Genomic DNA, 17,798 nt, shown 5'->3' with positions numbered 1-17,798 from the left:
ACTTTTACCCTTGCTTGTAGTGCAAAAGGCCGGTTTCTGAATTGATGGCCAAGACTATGCCTGTACCCTTGAATACCTCTTCCACTTTCTTGTCATCGTTAAGGAAGTATTCGTAGAGCAGGGGTATTACCTTTTTATCCAGGATTGTGCTGAGGGATTCGTCCTCATTCATGAAGTAGGCATGACCGATCTGAAAATCGCGGGACTTGAGCTTGATAATTCGCTCGTTGAGCTTCTCGAAGACATCCGAATGGGTGAAGCGCTTGCCGTCCTGGGCATACACAGGATACAGAGCCTTGAACTCAAACCGGCGGCGTAGCGCAATGTCCAGCAGCGCAATCGACTTATCGGCGGTGTTCATGGTGCCAATGACATACAGGTTGCGGGGAATACCAAAGTCCCTCTCCCCTGACGATAATCGCACCGTAAGCTCGTGTTTGCCGCCAACGCGCTTATCTGGCTCCAATAAGGTAATCAGCTCCCCGAATACTTTCGATATGTTGGCCCGGTTGATTTCATCGATGATGAGTACATAGTTTTTGAGCTGTTGCTTAGGTACAGTAATGGTCTTTGCCCGTGCATGCAGCGCTTCAACCAAGGGTTTATAATAGGAAGCAAGCGCTATTGCGTTTCCTCCATAGCCTTGTTCGTAATACTTCTGTAGCGTGGCCAGGCTGAGTGTCTTCTCCGCTGCTGGATCGAAAGCGAAGCTATCAAAGCTCTGGTACTCGACGCTACCAGTGGCCATAGGCGTTTGCTGACCATTCCTGATGTAGCGAATACTATACTCGGATAGGCCCGTTATGGTGTACGAAAACCCCTGCCACTGCATTGCTAAGGCAATGACGCTTTCTTCCTCGCGTAGCGGCCGAATAAACTCTTCAAATACCGTCTCAAATGGGACGTGCGCTAGGTGGCTTTGTTGGTTGCTTTCCCAGTTTGCGCGGGCACGTTGTGTTATTTGATAGAATATTCCTTTGTGCTCGGTGAACGTCAGCTTGCCTTCCTCGCCTACCATCGGGCGAATACCTTGCACAAAATCTTCGTAGGTGAAGCTTTGGTGAAATGTTACCAGCTCAATTTGATCGTACAGGTTTTCCTTGAAGAACTTGCTTGCTTCATCGTAGCTACCTGGCGCATGGCCTTTGATGATTTCATAAGCGAGGCGTAAGGTCTGGTAGGTTTTGCCCGTACCAGGAGGGCCAAACAAGATCTGGTTAAGGGGATGCTGCACGGCTGGTGGTAATGGTGGTGTGACTAGGCCCGTTTTTCCTCCTGGCTTGGAATAGTCGGCATTGAAAATGGTCTCAATAGCCTCGGTTTTTTTTAGTTCATGCACCGTGCTACCGTATCCTCCTAACGCAAATTCCTTGTATATATCTGACTTGTAGAACTCGACATTAATTACATGCCCGAGTTTTCCTGGGTCATGCTGGTATACCTTCCCGTCTCGTTCCACCACTTTTGCGAGCCCGACGATAGATAGGAAAGGCTTGCTTTGCTTGGGGCTGCCGTCGGCTTTAACAGCTATTAAATCTCCAGGCTTGATAGAAAGGAAACGCTTCAAGGCCTGTCTGGCATTGGGCTTTTCCCCTGCCTCTTTTAAATACTCGTCGATGAGCTGTTCTTCTTCACCATAATACGCTGAAAGGTCTAAATGGCGGGCGAAGCCTGTAGCAATAACCCGGCGCTCCAGCATTTGGGGCAGAATACTCTCATTGGCATTGTCTCCATATTTGGAGCCGATAACGAAGTAACGAGGAGCGGTATTCAGAGCGGGTAGCAACTTTTGATATTGGTGAAGATTAAGAACTTCTTCGCGTAGGTAGCGGATGGCAGCTTCGCTCTCGGTGTTTTGCAGTGGTTCTTTCGCAAGAACTTCTGCTACGTTTATACCGGTAACGCCCATGTAGCTGCCGAAACACAGATGCCGGTCTTGCTCGGGTAGCTCTTGGTAGAACTGAGTCATGGCGTCATATGCATCGGAAAGGCCATATACTTCCCGCATGATATTGCGCCAATACTTATAGAAGATGGGGTAACGCTGCGGATCCTGGCAGTGCTTGACCACCGAATAAAGGTGAGGCAGGAAGGCTTTCAGGTTTTTGTTCAGCACAATAGCGCAATCCAGTAACTGACCTGCTTGCTTAATGTGGTTGAATAAGTTGGGGAGTTGCAAGGCAGTCCCGTCATCGAGCTTCGTGCCTTGCCGGAAGTTGTTGAGTCGGTTGCCTACCAACACAATATTATTGATGCTACTTATAAAGCGCGAGAGGTCTGCAACATCATCCTCAGCGAATAGCAATTCAGCGCTTTTGAGCTTAGCTATAACTCTATGCACTTGGGCTGCTGCGTCGCTGGGAAGCAGCTGTAGCTTATCCTCCAGATTGCAGAGCCAGCCTTTCTGCTCTATAAATACTTTATCAAAATCCGTCTTACGGGTTGTGGTGGCTGCTTTGTAGGAAAGTCCGCAGGTACGGACAAGCTCTTTGACTTCGGATACTGTCATAAATCAAGGAATAGCTCAGGATATGCCACTTCAATTAGTGGCAGGATCATGCACTTCTGGTTACAATGTTGAGGGCGGCAGGGAATAGAATACCTACTTTATGTTCTGAGGACCACGCGTACTAGGCGGATGCTAGTATCGGATTTCGTTTGCTAGTCTTGCCATTGGACTCCTTGCCGGTTTTGTGGCAGTAGCGCTCCGGGTAGTCGTCGTTGCTAAACCTTGCCCAGCTCTTATAAGCGGGATAAGAAAAGGGCCGTTCTAAATTGAAGGGAATGGGGGTGCCAGTACGGATGCAGAAGCCCTGCTCAGTAGAGCGGGCACGTGCTGGGTACGCGGACCTGGATGCCTGAGGTGCAGGAGAAGCAACTGGGGTTACTGGTAATGTACGGGGCTGTGCATCTTGAGCAACAGCTGTAGGAACAGGTTGCGGGGCAGTAGTAATAGATGTAGGAGCTGCCACTTGCTTTTGGCTGACTATATAGTCGCGAAGGTGCTGGTGTACTTCTTCTGGCTTTGCAGAAGCAGGATCCGGCTGCAAATGCGCTTGAACCGGAACAGTAGGTTGAAGTGGCGCTGCCTTTTGGTCGGGATGAGAACCGTGAGCAATAGCGGGGTTGCTAGGCAATGGAGCTGGTTTGGCTTCTACCTCCTGGCGGCTGGGACGCACCTGCGGTACCATCTGCTGATACTCCAACTCTTTAGGTATGTCGGCCAAGCGCTTGGACGGGTAGGGACGATTGCTCAGCAACTCATCTACCGCATCGAACACTATTTCTGCCCCTAGGCAATCTTTAGCCATGGCCGAACCTACAATCTTTGACATCAGCCCGCCCCGTTGTTTGTAGATGGGACGCTTTGCGAATACCACATCGTGCGAAGAGGCTACCCGCATGGCCTGCTCGAAAGATTGGTCTTCGAGGCTCTTCCGGTTCACAGCTTCCAACAACTTCTCCATAATGGGCGCATTCTCGCTGTACACGCCGAATTCGATGTTGTTGCGGAAGGAATAATCGTAGAGGTTGATGGACGTGACGACGCCCTTCACTTCATTGCCATAGTACTTGGCGTGGAGGCTGGGCGCGTAGATGAGCGTGACGTTGGGAAACTTGGTGAAGTATTCCAGGTCGGCGCGGCTGACGCTGCGGGTTACTTTGCCTTCGTTCTTGCCGAACACCACTATGATTTCCAGCTCGGGGTTCCGGGCGTGGCGGTCGAGAATCTCGCGGAAGTAGGTATCGAGCTTGATATAAGGGGACACCAGCAGCAGCTGGCGTTTGGCTTCGAAGAGGATGTCATACACGACTTCTTCTAGCTCTTTGCCGGTGACGAACTTGGACATAAATAGCAGTAGGATTTCGACTGAGAAGTTGGCTGACTAGCGTTTCTTTGCCTTAGCTGGCGGCTTTGCTAGACTATTCTTGTAGCGCCGGAAATCGTCGCGCAGCAACGCATAGCGGATGAGGTTGGTGATGAAAGCTTTTGAGGCTGCTTGTTTCCACGTAAGCAGCTGCTTGTTATTTAGCTGACCGAGGATGATATAACCCTCTTCGTCCACTAGATCGGGAGCATGAGTGGCTACGAAATCAACTACTTCCTTGGGCTTCACTGCGCCTTTTTTACCATTGGTAAGGGTGCCATTGTGCCAAACAGTAATGCTCTCCCCGTCTTGAACAGTGAAGCGGTCTAAGGCTAGCTCCAGAGAAAGATGGCTCTTATCATAGTCGTCGACAGCTATGCAAAGCATGGTTGTAGCGACGCTGTTGCCAAACACCGGATCATTGATGAACTTGGCTTTGCCCATAACGCTTATGCTGACAATGCAGTCATCGTCGTTGTGCTTAACCAAGTAATAGCGGTAATTCCCAGGCCAGGAGCCGCCAGCCGCATTTCCAAAGTTCGTGAAACGTAGTCCTTGGTCTTGAATGACGGGAAACTCCGCTGTTGAAAACCGCGGCAGTAGCTGGGTGTCGTCGTCGAGAAGGCCTATAAGATTTACTAAGAAGGAATGCAGGTGTGCGGGAGTGTCTTTTCCTATAATACCATCGTCCTCGTAGCTTTGGATTAGCTCTTCTGAAACAGGTTTGTGAGCAATTCGGTCATAAACCCATACCCCAAGCTCAGCTTCCAGGGTGGTTTTGGTCCTCTTTACCATCTGCTGGTAGGTGGGAATGTTGACCAAATTATGGTACTGACCGCCTCGCCGGCTACGTGCTATTGCTTCACAACCGTTGGTGATAATCACCAGGCCGGTATCAACAATTGCATCGTAGCGCTCGGCTTGACGGAGGTGCTGGTCTATGATGGGTTGACTAGGCTCTTTACATTCCACAATGGCAATCGGTACCAGCTCAACGTCTGACTGTCGGGCGTAGATAACGATATCGGCGCGGCCTGCAGCTCCTTTTCGGAAATCGGACATGGGCACCTCTGCTTCCAGGCAATCGGCAGGTACCTTCACTTCGTTCAACAGGAACCTGATGAACGCCTGCCTAACTACTTCTTCTGGGGTTGACTTGATGAGCTTTTTACGGGCATGACATAGGTAACAAGCAACTCCCCCACGACGGTATGCAGGCAACGAGCTGAATGAATCCAATACGAAATCATGCCCAGGAGAAACTCGGACCTTGGCAGCCGATGCTGTTGGAGCTTTAGGAAGAGGCATGAACGAAATACCTGGTAAAGGTTGAGCTATATACTTTCTCTGTTGGTTGCTGCTTGGACTAGTGTAATCGCACCCGCCAGCCGTCCTGTGTCTGCATGGTTGTGCTGCTGCGCAGGTGAAAATCAAAGCCTAAAGCAGCAAAAACACTGGGTAGCTTGATTTGCAGATCTTGAATACCAGTTTTTGGATTCTGTATCCGAAACTTGGCGGCTGTGGTAGTCGGTGCAGTTGTGAGGGGTGGCTGCTCCAATAGTAATACGACCTCGATAATCAGTTCAGGTCGGAAGATGCGTTCCACTACCGGTCGCAATTCCTCGTCGCCGGCACGAGCTGCACTATACAAGCCGCTTACTGTGTTGAGCGCCTTTTGTATAATCGTTTGTCGGAGCTTGTTTGCTTGCTTATCTGCTGTGCTAGAGCTGATACGAAAATCCTTGACCTCAATGAGCAACAGACGGTTTCGAGCTCTGTCTAGACTCACCACATCTACCCCACGCACATGCTGTACCCTGTGCTCGATGCATGCACGATAAAAACCGGCGTTGTCGTCATGGCTGTCACCGTCGTACTTGACGACAGCCCATCCTGCCGGAAAATCCAGCCAGATGCCTTTTTCTCTTTTACTCGGCATGTTTCCGATCCAGTACTTCCTGAAAACGGTCGGTTTGAGCTAGCTCGGCATCCAGCGCTACAATGTCAGGCAACAATTCGAGGTTGTCGCTCATAGTCACACTGGTCGCCTCGCCAGTCTCGGCGCTGAGCCCGAAGTAGCGTACAGAAGCTTTCTTCTTATACGCCAGTATGTGTATTTCTTTCAATAAAAATAGGCTGTGAGTAGCTAAAACAACTTGAATGCCCGCCTGCACTAGTGTCACTAATAATGCGGCCACTTCTCTAAGTAATGCTGGATTAAGGTTAGCCTCAGGTTCGTCCCAGTATAAAGTATTATTAGGCGACAAGCGGCCATTGCTGAGTAATTGGACTATAGTAGCAAGCTTTCTGAAGCCTTCAGCTACCATATCAATAGCTTGTCTTTCTCCTTTAGGAGGGTAGAAGTAAAAACGCCCATTTTCTAAGAGGATTTTTCCTCCCATGATGTGTTCTAAAGAAGCAATTGCCTTCTTGGCGTATGCATCTAACTTATTCTTCGCTGGGGCCTCAAGATGTTCAGCTAAGTCAACATAAGTTTGGTCAATACTGATAGCCCTTTCACGAGCTAGGCTAGTCAAGCCGGTGAACATTGCTAGCATTTCTTTCGCAGGCATGAGCACCGGCATTATGAGCTCATTACCCTTTGGGAACTTGCTTACCGTAATGGGCAACTTGCGATGATCCGGGGTTAATTGAGCATTCGCAGCAAGCTTGAATTCTACAGCAGCCTGATTTCCCTTCAGAAATTCAGCCTCAATTACGGCAAGCGAATTACGTTTCCTTCCATTTTTTGCTTGCGCGCGCACTAAACGTCCTATGCTTTCAGGCCGAAACCTTCCCATCAAACCACGTGAAAGACCGTTTGCCCAGTTGTGAGCGTCCTGCACAAGCCATTCATCGTTAAGGATTTTGGCACCTACTGATTCAATTGTGTAAGCAAGCTTCAATAAATGCGTTTTACCGGATCCGTTGGTACCAACTACCACGTTAAGACCTTCGCTTAACTCAAACTCAGCATCCTCGAAGACTGTGAAGTTGCGGATGTGCAGGCGCTTTAGCATACTGGAAAACTAGGGGTTTGCGGGCGTCAGGGAGTAAGTGAACGGTAGTTGCTCGTACAACTGATGGGCTATGCGAGTTGTCAGCTGAGCCAGTTCCTTGTTCTCGGCGAGGTTGTGGAAGTGGATTTCGTGCTGGCTAAGCGGCCATTGCCCGGTGGCGGCCCGCACGGCGTACACCAGTTCTGCTTCAATGCGCTCGGCTACTTTCTGCGTCGCCAGTCGGGTGTCATCATCGGGGGCAGGATGCACGAGGCCTTGTAAGTGAAAGACGTAGAGCTGTAGGCCGGGCTTAGATAGCCACTTATAGCCGTGGTAGCCGTTCTGGCCATCTTTACTGCTGCGGTAGCCCAAACGCAGGCGGCTGCTCATACGGGTGCAGGTACAGCCCACGTAGTGCACGCCGTCGGCATTGAGGGCCACGTATATTTTGTAGCCTGCGCGGGACGCTGCTGAGCCTTTAAAACCCGGCTTGGCCCCTGCCACGCAGCGCGTTACCGTTGGGCCGGTTTGGGCACAGTACGTGAGGTCAAACACTTCCGTACCGGTGGCGCTGCAGAACTGCGGGGCAGGGTAGCTCATGCTTCCGGCTGGCTAAATAGGTCACCGAATTCCACGTGGTCTCCGGGCTGATACGCTTTCTTCGCCGGCCGCCCACGACGCCGGGGTGCTGCCGCTGGCTCGGCATCCGCTTCTACCAGCTCCAGCTCTGCTTCCTCCTCCGACACTTCCGCACCTGCTGGCGGTGCCAGCGCCTCGCGCAGGGCTGTTTGCAGCAGTTGCTCGGCCAGCCGCCGGCTCTCCCGTATCCGCTGCTCCAGTGCGTCGCAGTGCTGCATCAGCTGCTCTAGCTTCGCTACGATGCGGTGCTGCTCAGCTAGCGGAGGAACCGGTACGAGAAACTGCTCTAGATTATATTTTGGCAATCCTTGTCGGCCCGCACCCGATGTTGAGGCAAAAATCAGGTTTTGAAAATAGGGTGACAGGATGAGCTTGTGGAGAAATGAACTAGCCAAAAGCTCCGCTCGCACTATACAAACGTGCTGACTAACATTACCTCCGTTGGGCAGATCAGTTACAAGGGTTGCTCTACCTAATGACCCTCCGGTGATGTTCAGCAAGACATCATTTACCAGCACTTGAGTGCCGCGCATGGTTTGGTTGACCTCTTTGCTGATGTAAACAACATCTGATAGCTCCAACCCTGCATCGTAGATATTTTGGGAACGGAAGAAGGGTATTCCTTCCCCTACATATCCACTCTTGGGTGTACTACCAGACCCGATTTTAGATGTAGCCTCTCCCAGCGTACACCATGACCAAGTGGAAGGAATTTCAAACGGTCCTTCCACCGCCTCTGTTTCCTCCGCAAACAGCTCTTTCTGCTTCCGCTTGCCGGCTTTGCCCAACTTCGCCTTTTCCGCTTGCAGCTTCTGCAGCAGCACGGCGGCAGGTTCGTCGGTGGGGTCTTGGGGGAGCAGCTGGCCCTGCATGGCCTCGCGGAGCAGGGCTTGGCGGAGTTGGTTGAGGTGCAACTCTTGATTATCAAACTCTGAAACGAGCTTAGCCGATGCAAAGTGGGTAGCAAAAATTCCTTTCGCTACTTCGAGAAGCTCACTGTCATTGGTGAGATTATTCAACTGCCCAACCTCTTCTGGCAGTGTTATTAATTCAATTGCAGAAAGGAAATCGATAGTTGCCTTCTGCTCTTTGACACTGCAAAGAATAAAAGGAATCGAGGTGATTTTCTTCTGATTCACAATTGGCAAAGTCGTTTGCGAAACGTCAGTATAGAAGAAGGCTCGAAAAGCCAGAAAGTAATAATAAGCATACTCGGGCAGTACTTGCTTATTGAACGCAATGCCTGTTATCTGCTGATTGGATGAAGCAACGTCTGTTGTAATGGCCAGCCGCCCGATGTCCCCAATAGCTGTGACCAACAAGGTGCCAGGCTGGTAGATGGTTGCCTGTTTGGTATCCACGGCAAGCTGTGAAAGCTTGTCTTTGGCACTCTTTAGATACTTGCCTTCGCCTATTTCAGATGGCTTGAACCAATCTAAAACCCCATTCTCGTAATACTTATTCTCGTTTTTTGAGGGCGTCTTACCCGTTTTAATATCTTCAACTACCTCACGCAAAGGTAGTTTGGGAGCATTATTCAAACGGTTGTTGAAAATCCATCTGGCTACCTGTACGCTCGGACTGATTTCTAATTGTCGGTATCTCTCAGCAGCCGTCATTACAATGCACTTTTTATAGTGTCCAACAACGCCTTACTCTTGGCGAAACTCTGGCCCAGCAGCTCTAAAAGCTCAGCACTGGTGTACTCGTGTGTTTCCTCGGCTTGGTGTGGGTTCTTAATGTCCAAATCATACCCTCTATCGATAATAGTTTGGATGGGCACGCGCCAAGCTATTTCACTTTCTTCGCGGTTGTTCCACCAATCCTCAATGGGCTGAAACTCGTCGCGGCGAATGGTTTTGGTTTTCGAGTAAGACTTCTGGCCCTCAGGCAAACGGTGCTGGTAGTACCAGATTTCCTTGGTGGGCGCGCCCTTGGTAAAGAACAGCAGGTTAGTGGCCACCGTGGCATAGGGCTGGAACACGGAGTTGGGCAGGCGCACGATGGTGTGCAGGTTACAGTCTTCGAGCAGCTTTTTGCGCACCCGCTGCTTCACGCCCTCGCCGGTGAGCGAGCCATCGGGCAGTACCATGCCAGCACGGCCGCCCTCCTTAAGCAAGCGCATGATGAGGACCAAGAAGAGGTCGGCCGATTCCTTGGTGCGGAAGTTATCCGGGAAGTTCTTTTCATTCCCGTTAGCCACCACCCCACCGAAGGGAGGGTTGGCCAGTACTACGTCGACCCGGTCTTTTTGCTTGTAGTCGGTCAGGGGCCTTCCCAGCACGTCGCCGAATTTAATATTCGGCACTTCCACGTCGTGCAGAATGAGGTTGGTGGTAGCCAGCAGAAACGGCAGCGGCTTATACTCCCACCCTTGCACCTTTTGTAGCTCCTGCTGGTCGGCCACGGAGGTAGCCTGGGCCTTGAGGGTTTCGACGGCGGCGGTGAGGAAACCGCCGGTACCGCAGGCGGGGTCGAGGATGGTTTCGCCGAGCTTGGGGGCCAGCGTGTCGCAGATGAACTGCGTAACGGCGCGGGGCGTGTAGAACTCGCCGCTTTTACCAGCGCTTTGCAGGCCCTTGAGGATACTCTCGTAGATGTCGCCGAAGGCGTGGCGGTCCTTGGCGCGGTTGAAGTCAATTTCGTTGAGCTTGTTGAGCACCTTGCGCAGGTTGCCGCCCGACTTCATGTAGTTGTTGTTGCCGGCGAATACTTCGCGCACGATGAGGGCGCGGCGGTTGCCGGTGCTCACGTCGAGGCCGCGCAGGGTGGGAAACAGGTCGCGGTCGATGAATTCGAGCAGGTCGTCGCCGGTCATGCCTTCGTCGTTGGCGGCCCAGGCGTCCCAGCGGTACTCGGCGGGGATGGGCGACTGATACGCTTCGTCCATGAGCTCCAGCTCCTGGTCTTTGTCGGAGAAAATTTTGAAAAACAGCATCCAGGCGAATTGCTCGATGCGCTGGGCGTCACCGTTGAGGCCGGTGTCCGTCCACATGATTTTCTCAATGGACTTGTAGAGGGAGGATAAGTTAGACATGCAAAAAAGAAGAGAAGTCGAGCAGGAAAGGCAGGCAAACTGCCTGCACATTTGCCGAATATAAATGGGGTATTTGTCACCTACACCATGGCCAAGGCAAATACTCAGCACCGGCGGCTAACACTACTTATATCGCCGTAGATGGAGGTTTATATAGTGTGCTTAGGCCAAGCGGTATAGCTCTTGTTCCAGCTCCTGAATAGCCTGCTGGTATTTGGCTTTGCCACCAAACTCTTTCACGATTTCCAGGGGCGAGCCAAGCTTGGTGAGGGGGTAAACCTTGAGCACTTCCATGCTCTCAAGCTCCTCCAGGCCTTTGTCGGCGTATTTCTCCGACAGGGCTTCGAGGACCTTGCGGGCCTGCTCGCCGTACTTAGTGAAGTAGTTGCGCTTCTTCACGTTGTTGAGGCGTTCCTTGCGCGTGAGGGGCGGCTGGTCGTAGGCTACGTGGCAGATGAGGTCGAACAGGTCGACGTCGTAGCTGACTGCGGCCTGCAGCTTTTCAACGGGCACACCCTGTTCTTCCAACTCCTGTAGGATGGCCGCTTTGCGGTCGGTAGCCTGCCAGGTGGTGAGAAACTCTTCGAGGGTGGGGAACTGCTCTTTGATCTGCTGGCGGGCGTAGTCGGTGAGCTTGACGGTTATGGGCTTGCCGTGCTGGTCGAAGTGGAGTTCGCGCTCCATAAGCACAGACACGTCCACGTTGTTGACGTAGATTTTGTAGGCTGGTGGTGGGGGCGGATTGGGGCCACCTCCACCGGGCTGGCGGATGCCGGGGCCATCAGAGCCAAGCTGGTCGTCCTCTTCTTCCTCGTCCTCCTCTTCCGGGAAGTCAACTACCTCACCGGTTTCGATATCGATTACTGGCTGGTTATCATCTTCCTCCCCTCCTTCTCCGGCACCTTCGGGTTCGAGGTTATCATCCTCGTCAACTTCTTTGATGCGGATGGGGTCGCCGTCGAAATCAGGGTCAGCAAACAGGTTAGTGGCCTGGCGGAAGTCGAGGATGGTGAAGAACATCTTGCCGTACTCCTCATTGATGCGGGTGCCCCGGCCGATGATTTGCTTGAACTTGGTCATCGAGTTGATGTTGCTGTCGAGCACAATCAACTGGCAGGTCTGAGCATCGACGCCAGTGGTCATCAGCTCGGACGTGGTGACAATGACGGGGTATTTCTGCTCGGGGTCGATGAAGTTGTCGAGCTCCTTTTTGCCGATTTCGTTGTCGCCCGTGATGCGCATGACGTAGCGGTGGTCGGCTTTCACCAGGTCGGGGTTCTCGTTGACGAGAGCCTTCCGCATACGCTCGGCGTGGTCGATGTCGACACAGAACACAATGGTCTTGGCCAGGCGGTTGAAGCCCTTGAGGAACTCCGACACCTTGCGGGCCACCAGCTGGGTGCGTTCCTCAATAACGAGCTTGCGGTCGAAGTCTTTGAGGTTGTAGACCTGGTCCTGGACCTCGTTGCCGTGAATATCGGTTTTGCCGGCTTCGGGACGCCAGCCGTCGAAGTCGACGTTCATGCCGATGCGTACGACTTTATAGGGTGCCAGGAAACCGTCGTCGATGCCCTGCTTGAGCGAGTAGGTATAGAGTGGGTCGCCGAAGTACTCGATGTTGCTGACTTCGGTGGTTTCGCGCGGGGTGGCGGTGAGGCCGATCTGAGAAGCCTTCTTGAAGTAGCGCAGAATCTCACGCCAGTTGCTGTCTTCGCGGGCGCTGCCGCGGTGGCACTCGTCGACGATGATGAGGTCGAAGAAATCCGGGCTGAACTGCTTGTAGACGTTGCTGGCTTCTTCGGAGCCGGACAGCCCCTGGTAGAGGGCCAGGTAGATTTCGTAGCTTTTGTCTACCTGGTGGTTCTGGACCACGGTCATCTTGTCCTTGAAGTGCTTGAAGTCGCCGCGCTTGGTTTGGTCGATGAGGGCGTTGCGGTCGGCCAAGAACAGGATGCGCTTCTTGGCACCTGACTTCCACAGCCGGTGCACGATTTGAAAGGCCGTGTAGGTCTTGCCAGTGCCAGTAGCCATTACCAGCAGAATGCGGTCTTGACCCTTGGCAATGGCCTCGATGGTGCGGTTGATGGCAATTTGCTGGTAGTAGCGGGGGCGCCGGCCGCTGCCATCTGAGTAGTAAGCCTGCTCGGCCATCTTGGCGGCGAGTGGGGACTCCAAGCCCTTGTACTTTTTGTATTTCGCCCACAACGTTTCGGGCGAAGGAAATTCGTCGAGGCCTAGGGAGGTTTCCAGGGGGCCTTCGGAGACGGTTTTGTCGTGAAAAGCGAAGCCGTCGCCGTTGGAGCTGAAGACGAAGGGCAAGTCCAGGATGGCCGCGTAGTCCATGGCCTGCTGCATGCCGGAACTGACGGAGTGCTTGTTATCCTTGGCCTCAACTACCGCTATGGGAATGTTGGGCTTGTAGTAGATTATGTAGTCGGCGCGCTTGGCTTTGCCACGAGCGGTGAGCTTGCCCTTAACGTAGATTTTGCCGTCGGTGAAGGAGACTTCCTCCAGGAATTGACTTAGCTTATTCCAGCCAGCCTGTTCAAGCGCGGGAGTGATGAATTTGGTACAGATGTCGCGCTCGGAGAGGTCTTTCTTGGATAACATGATACTTTTGAATAGAAACGAGCACCTAATGTATAAGATAGTTTCTATACGGCAAGGAGCATTCTTCTGCACTTTATAAGCAAGAGCTTAATCTTTAATTTGTACAAAAATTGATATAATTTTTATAACATTCATACTATTCTGGGCAACTGATACAGATCACAAAAGGAATTACATACTATAAAAGAAACTGGTATTACACTATCAAGCAAAAGCCGTCTACGTTAGTTCGCACCTCAAAATTCGGCTTGTTAATGAGTATCAACGAACAGCTTCACTATTGTGCTCATACTGATTGATCATAAATAAGTATATCTACTTCCAATAATTGAATATATTGCTTGAGACTTCTATTTTCATAAACACTCAACTATGAACGAACCCATTACTTTCGGTGGTGACACACCTTCTAACTATGAGCAGAAATGCTTGTGTGTACTATGTCTTGACACATCGGGCTCCATGGGGGGCGCACCCATTACCGCACTGAACAAGGCTTTACAAGATTTTGCTGCAGAACTACAAAGAGACGGAGTAGCTAAAAATCGAGTTGAAGTCTGTGTCATCACCTTTGATAGCACAGTTACCTGTGTGCAGGAACCCTCACTCATTGGCGAAATGCAGATGCCACGCTTGTCTGTCAAAGGCTCTACTAAGCTAGTAGACGGTATGCGAGCTGCTATTGCTAAGACTGACGAGCGTAAACAGTATTATAAAGCACAAGGGCTACCATACTATCGTCCGTTCATCGTTTTGATGACGGATGGAGGACCTGATCCAGGTCAGGATGTCAACGGCCTTGCCGCTGAAATACAGGATGGCCTTAACCGCAAAAAATTCACTCTCTTCGCGGTAGGTACTGAAGGTGCCAACGGGGCCGTGCTCAACAAGATCAGTGCTCCATCTCACCCCCTTAAGTTAGATGGCCTGAACTTTGGTGCATTCTTTCAGTGGCTAAGCAACAGCCTTAGCGAAGTATCACGTTCCGGTACCGGCCAGCAGGTGCAGTTCGCGCCGGTAGACGCATGGTCGGGAGGCTCATTCTCGCAGACGCCGGTTTAGATGACAAATTTGGCTGAAACTACTAGCCCTTGGTTAGTAGCGAAAGGCTCTGTTATAGGACAGGGTCACATCAAGCATGGCCTGCCCTGTCAGGATGCTAACGCGCTGCAACTGCTGCCGGAAAATCCAGCGTGGGGCGTGGCAGTAGTGTCGGATGGTGCGGGTTCATGTGCCAACTCAGATCGGGGCTCAGCTAGAATCGCCGTGAAGGCGAGTCAGTTGTTTTGTGACCTGATCCGGCAGCAGGGTTGGGCGGATGGCAAGCAATTACCTAACGCAACCGCCTGGGCTAGCATGGCCCAGGATACACTAAAGAAAGTAGTTGATGATTTGCGCTACTATGCCGAATCACAAAGCTTAGATTTTCATTCACTAAGCGCCACAATCATCGTTGTTGTTTTTGGCCCCCAGGGACTCCTCGTAACGAATGTTGGGGATGGTCGGGCTGCAGCTCAACGACCGGATGGGAGCTGGCAAGCAATTATGACGCCCTACCGTGGGGAAGAAGTAAATGCGACCGTCTTCCTTACTTCTAACATCTGGGGGGCTGATCGGGTAGAGCAATTTGTGGGAGCCAATGTATTTAACGGCACCTTCCGAGCTTTTGCGTTGCTTTCGGATGGCTGTGAAATGGCCACATTTGCACTTTCTCGCTTTGATGAGCAGGCCAACCGCTACGAAGCACTAAATGAACCTTACCCGCCTTTCTTCGACCCCAATGTAAAAGCCCTCATTGGCCTTCATAAACAAGGGAAAACCGCGGCTGAGATTAATCAGCTCTGGGAGCAATTACTCAAGAGTGGGACACAGCGGCTAGCTGATGAACCAGACGACAAGACTATTATTCTGGCAGTCAATCTAGATCTGGTTGGAACGGTTGGCACTGCGCCAGCTCCAGCGGAAGTAGAAGAACGAATAGATCAGGAAGCACCAGAGCCTGTAAAGGAAGTTGTTGTCTCGAGTGAGTCTATACAACCTCAGCCGGTACACCCGATGATTCTTGAGACAGATAGCCCAATTGGCTTTACTGCTCCAAAGCAACTAGTTAGAAACATTAAGGTGCAACGCGGTGGCAAGTCCAACTCGAGTTCGGCAAAAAAAGCCAAGTCGAAGAAGCACCGTCGATAAATTATGAATATTACCCTCAAAAATGGCAACGCCGTACGGCTGTCCGTTAAACCTATTGGGCGAGGCGGCGAGGGAGTGGTGCATTCGGTGCAGCAGGGTGCGGGAAAAGGCCCTAGAGTGGGCAAATTGTACAAGCCCGAAAAGCGAACAAAGCAGCAAGAGGAGAAGATAAATTTTCTGATTGCAAACCCGCCAGCAACGGCGGACGTGGCTAGCGGGCACCCCTACTTGATATGGCCGACAGCGGCCTTATATGATGATGGGGACTTTGCAGGCTTGGTGATGCCTAGGGCAGAAGGTGTCGAACTAGAAACCCTGTGTCTTGGCAAGCTTGACAGCTCACTTGGTTTCCAATGGCAACGTTTCGCGCATGGTACAGCTGACGCCCGCCGACTTCGACTAAGTATCTGCCGGAACCTATGCCACGCAGTGGCCGCGCTGCAGCGCAAAAAGTGCTACGTGCTTGTAGATATGAAGCCGGTAAACGTGTTCGTAAACGAACAGGGATTGGTTAGTATCATTGACCTAGACTCCGTTCAGGTCACTGAGCGGGGGCATTTACTTTATGCAGGTAAGCTGTGCACTCCAGAATACACCCCTCCTGAAGCACTACGTCAAGAAAAAATCCGGCAGCTAAGCTGGGACAATTTTTCGCTGGCAGTTATCCTTTATCGGCTGCTAGTAGGACTGCACCCTTTTGCAGGGAGCTTTCATAACCAGGCTATAACCGATGTTACAGGGGCTATCCAGCATGGCCTATACCCGCATGGACAGCAACGTGCGGCCTTTGCAGTGGTACCGCACCCACACCGTGGGCTGCATGATTATCCTGCAGTAGTAGCTGATTTATTCAATCGATGCTTTGAAGCAGGAATACATCAACCAGATCTTAGGCCTTCGGCTGAGGAATGGTTTCTGGCTCTGCATGAGTTACTGACTGCTGCCCCTGTTATTACATCGTTTATAGTGACGCCACAAGTAGTGAATGATGCCTCTCCGGTACGCATTCAGTGGCAGGTAAGCAATGCTATTTCCTTAAAGCTCTCCCCCTATGGGGAAGTAACGGGCAAGCAAGATGTATCTGTACGTGTCACTCGAGACACGATGTTTACCCTGGAGGCGACGAGCTTTACAGGACATAAGACCTCGCAGTCGTTTACAGTTCGCACAGATCAACGTCCGCCGGATATCAAGCGGTTTACTGCTGAGCCATCCACTGTACTGGCCGGCGAACCTGTTAGATTAAGTTGGGTAGTAGACCGAGCTGCAACTATTTATGTTGGTGACAGCCCAGGGCAATTACTGGCGCAGACTGCGTCGTACATAGACTGCAACCCCAACAGCGCGACTCGCTATATAATTAGGGCTGACTCTGCCTTTGGTGTGGCGGCACAGAGTAGTTGTGAGGTACAGGTTTATCCTAGACCGGTATTGAATGGTTTTGGGCCAGCACACGCGAAGATTAAGCCCGGACAACCTACAGAGCTACGCTGGTCGGTACAGCACTATCAGAAGTTATTACTACGAATTGATGGCTCAACGCGTGACGTAACGGGTAAGACGGCTTTTGACATACGCCCTACTCGTACCAGTACTTATGAACTGGAAATTATTGCGCTGGATGGACGAACTCGACTGGCAGCGCAAGCAACGGTAGAAGTGGTCCCTTTGGTAAAAATTCAGCGGTTTACCAGCGACAAAGTATCAACCATGGCGTCGGTAATCGTGCGCCTTAGCTGGCAAGTCAGTCATGCTGAACAGCTTATTTTACACCCAGAAGGTCGAGACGTAACTGGTCAGACCTATTGTGACGTAAGCCCTGGTCATTCTACCATTTATGAACTGGTTGCGCGGAACGCAGTATCTGAAACGCGCAGCATTCCCCTGAGCATTCAGGTGCAGGGGCTCCCGCGTTTTGAGGGGATGACTCTGCCTGAAATTCCACGCATCAGCCTTTCTCCTCCACCAATCCTGGGTCACTGGCAAACTCATGACCCAACACAAGCTCGGCGCCTAATTTTTGAGGAGCAAGTACTGCCACCGGCTCCAGTTGGAGCATCTACTTGGCCGGTGGGTAATGTATATGCGAGGTTGCGTAAAGCACTCGGCGCTGCCGTAAACCGCATGCTTTCTCAGTCAGAAAAGTCAGACGCAAATGCGTAGCCTGCCTCCCCCTTCCTTGGCATTAGCATGGCTAGCTGGTGCGGAACCTACTCTATTGGCTCATGCCTACACAGACCGGGCCCGCTATGCTAGCCTAGGGCTTAGCGTATTGGGTGCCGCTCTTGTAACAGGAATTGCCGCAGCCGTAGCTTGTGGATTTATAATCGGGAGATGGGGAATGGTAATACTTCCTGTAACGCTACTGATTGCTGTAATGTATTTTCGCAAGGCTTTACGTTGGGTGAATACCGGGTTGCATTTTGGTCGCAGAGCTAGCGTAGCAGGACTCAT

General features: G+C 51.7%; 12 protein-coding genes. 3 read left to right on the top strand and 9 right to left on the bottom strand.

What is annotated here, in order from left to right:
- Positions 1-4: 4 nt before the first annotated feature.
- From HER32_RS16760 to hsdR, 9 genes are all read right to left on the bottom strand, one after another.
- Positions 5-2,509, bottom strand: coding sequence for an McrB family protein (locus HER32_RS16760; protein WP_168682698.1), 2,505 nt, complete (start codon positions 2,507-2,509; stop codon positions 5-7).
- Between the two features lie 121 nt (positions 2,510-2,630).
- Positions 2,631-3,851, bottom strand: a complete 1,221-nt coding sequence (locus tag HER32_RS16755; RefSeq protein WP_168682697.1) for a phospholipase D family protein — start codon at positions 3,849-3,851, stop codon at positions 2,631-2,633.
- 36 nt (positions 3,852-3,887) lie between these two features.
- Positions 3,888-5,177, bottom strand: a complete 1,290-nt coding sequence (locus tag HER32_RS16750; RefSeq protein WP_168682696.1) for a type I restriction enzyme HsdR N-terminal domain-containing protein — start codon at positions 5,175-5,177, stop codon at positions 3,888-3,890.
- A gap of 58 nt (positions 5,178-5,235) precedes the next feature.
- Positions 5,236-5,808 (bottom strand): hypothetical protein, encoded by a 573-nt coding sequence (locus HER32_RS16745; protein WP_168682695.1) that lies wholly within the window; start codon positions 5,806-5,808, stop codon positions 5,236-5,238.
- Positions 5,798-6,889, bottom strand: a complete 1,092-nt coding sequence (locus HER32_RS16740; protein ID WP_168682694.1) for an AAA family ATPase — start codon at positions 6,887-6,889, stop codon at positions 5,798-5,800. Before HER32_RS16740 ends, HER32_RS16745 begins: the two co-directional genes overlap by 11 nt.
- A 9-nt stretch (positions 6,890-6,898) precedes the next feature.
- The gene (locus HER32_RS16735; RefSeq protein WP_168682693.1) at positions 6,899-7,468 is read right to left on the bottom strand and encodes a hypothetical protein; all 570 of its coding nucleotides are present in this window, start codon (positions 7,466-7,468) and stop codon (positions 6,899-6,901) included.
- Complete coding sequence (locus HER32_RS16730; protein ID WP_168682692.1) at positions 7,465-9,024, bottom strand: restriction endonuclease subunit S; 1,560 nt, start codon at positions 9,022-9,024, stop codon at positions 7,465-7,467. The genes HER32_RS16735 and HER32_RS16730 overlap by 4 nt, the downstream gene beginning before the upstream one ends.
- 101 nt (positions 9,025-9,125) lie before the next feature.
- Positions 9,126-10,544, bottom strand: coding sequence for a class I SAM-dependent DNA methyltransferase (locus HER32_RS16725; RefSeq protein ID WP_168682691.1), 1,419 nt, complete (start codon positions 10,542-10,544; stop codon positions 9,126-9,128).
- A 162-nt stretch (positions 10,545-10,706) separates the two neighbouring features.
- The gene (gene hsdR / locus HER32_RS16720) at positions 10,707-13,154 is read right to left on the bottom strand and encodes an EcoAI/FtnUII family type I restriction enzme subunit R (RefSeq protein WP_168682690.1); all 2,448 of its coding nucleotides are present in this window, start codon (positions 13,152-13,154) and stop codon (positions 10,707-10,709) included.
- A gap of 372 nt (positions 13,155-13,526) precedes the next feature.
- Here hsdR and HER32_RS16715 point away from each other — a divergent pair, with 372 nt between their 5' ends.
- From HER32_RS16715 to HER32_RS16705, 3 genes are read left to right on the top strand one after another with little or no spacing between them, the layout of a single operon-like run.
- A complete protein-coding gene (locus HER32_RS16715; protein WP_168682689.1) occupies positions 13,527-14,216 on the top strand; it encodes a vWA domain-containing protein in 690 nt (229 codons plus the stop codon).
- A 9-nt stretch (positions 14,217-14,225) separates the two neighbouring features.
- Positions 14,226-15,344: a PP2C family serine/threonine-protein phosphatase gene (locus HER32_RS16710; protein ID WP_168682688.1), complete on the top strand. Its 1,119-nt coding sequence runs from the start codon at positions 14,226-14,228 to the stop codon at positions 15,342-15,344.
- Between the two features lie 3 nt (positions 15,345-15,347).
- Complete coding sequence (locus tag HER32_RS16705; RefSeq protein ID WP_168682687.1) at positions 15,348-17,507, top strand: protein kinase domain-containing protein; 2,160 nt, start codon at positions 15,348-15,350, stop codon at positions 17,505-17,507.
- Positions 17,508-17,798: the final 291 nt, after the last annotated feature.

Source organism: Hymenobacter sp. BT18 (assembly GCF_012273015.1).
In the GTDB taxonomy this organism is placed as follows: domain Bacteria; phylum Bacteroidota; class Bacteroidia; order Cytophagales; family Hymenobacteraceae; genus Hymenobacter; species Hymenobacter lutimineralis.
The sequence above is the reverse complement of the archived record's forward strand: the minus strand, read 5'-3'. Positions and strand labels throughout refer to the sequence as shown.